At 66.1% G+C, this 1,211-nt stretch carries 2 protein-coding genes; both read right to left on the minus strand.

Going from position 1 to position 1,211, the window contains the following annotated elements; all coding sequences use genetic code 11:
- The coding region (locus HRF49_01080; GenBank protein ID MEP0813243.1) for a succinate--CoA ligase subunit alpha at positions 1-363 on the minus strand (363 nt) is incomplete at its 3' end.
- Positions 364-434: 71 nt separating this feature from the next.
- Positions 435-671 carry a hypothetical protein gene (locus HRF49_01085; protein MEP0813244.1) on the minus strand — a complete coding sequence of 79 codons (237 nt, stop codon included), beginning with the start codon at positions 669-671 and terminating at the stop codon, positions 435-437.
- Positions 672-1,211 lie beyond the last annotated feature (540 nt).

Raw genomic sequence — 1,211 nt, forward strand, 5'->3', positions numbered from 1 at the left:
GAGGAACTCCGCGCCGCAATCCCGCGCCGCGGCCGCGATTTCCATCACGTCGTGCAGCGGCACGCGGTCGGGGACGATGACGACAAGCTTCACGTCCGCGGCGAACGCTTCCAGCGCCGCGTCCTTCACAAGCGGCGCGGGGATGAAAAGCACGCTCGTGTGCACCGGCCCCGCAGCGGCCTGCGCCTCCGCGACGGAATCCCAAACCGGCAGTCCCTCGACCATTTCCCCGCCGCGCCCGGGGGTCACCCCACCTACAACGTTCGTTCCGTACCCTCGCATCAGCTTCGTGCGCGCGATGCCCTCCCGCCCGGTTATCCCCTGGACGATCACCCGATGCGACTTGTCTACGAGGATGGTCATTTCAATCCGTACGGGCGGGGTTTACCCCCGCCCACCTTAATTGTGGGGGCGGGTAAACCGCCCCCCTACATTCACAATCCCGCGATCGGAAGCTCGATCCGGATCGCGTTCCTACCGCCGAACCAGCACTCCGCTTCGCACGCCAAACATTCGGTGCACTTGCCCCGCGCCGCGTCCGCTTCGGAGATGTTCAGCCGCGGCAGGCCGCCGCCGTCGAGGGAGAGAATCCCCGGCGAACACGCGGAGATGCAGACTTTGCTGTCGCACGAAGCGCATTTCGAATGGTCGAAAGTGATGCTTCCCGTCAGCGTCTTAAAACTATACGGCGACTTGGGAGAATCCGGATTGTGAAGCGGCCGCACCGCCGCGAGCGCGGCTTCGAACTCCCGGCGCGCCTCCCCCCCCGCATCTTCGCCGCCGCACTTCTCCCGCCGCTCCGCTATAAGCGCGCGCATCCTTTCCGCACAGAACGCGACCGGATCGTCCTTGCCGTATCCCTCGACCTTCACGGGCAGATCCGCGCAGAAACGGGCGAGATACTCGATCGCCAGCTCCTCCTTGTTTCCGCCCAGCCGGATTACCGCGGGCACGGACAGCGGGGCTTCGCGGAACGCTTTGATCAGCCCGCGCGCGCCGTTGTGCTGCTCCTGGGACGCGACGCCGCTGCCGGAAAGGAAATACCCGTCTATTCCCGGCTGCGAAAGGATAATCCGGGCCGCGCGGTAAACCTTCGACGCCGGCGGATTGCCGCTCGTGTCGCAGAAGTCCGCGCAGCGGAATCCGAGCGCGGCCAGTGCGTCCATGCTCATCATGCTGCCGCCGCCGCCGCTGCCGTGGAATCCCAGCAC

This window comes from bacterium, assembly GCA_039961635.1.
In the GTDB taxonomy this organism is placed as follows: Bacteria; 4484-113; 4484-113; order JAGGVC01; family JAGGVC01; genus JABRWB01.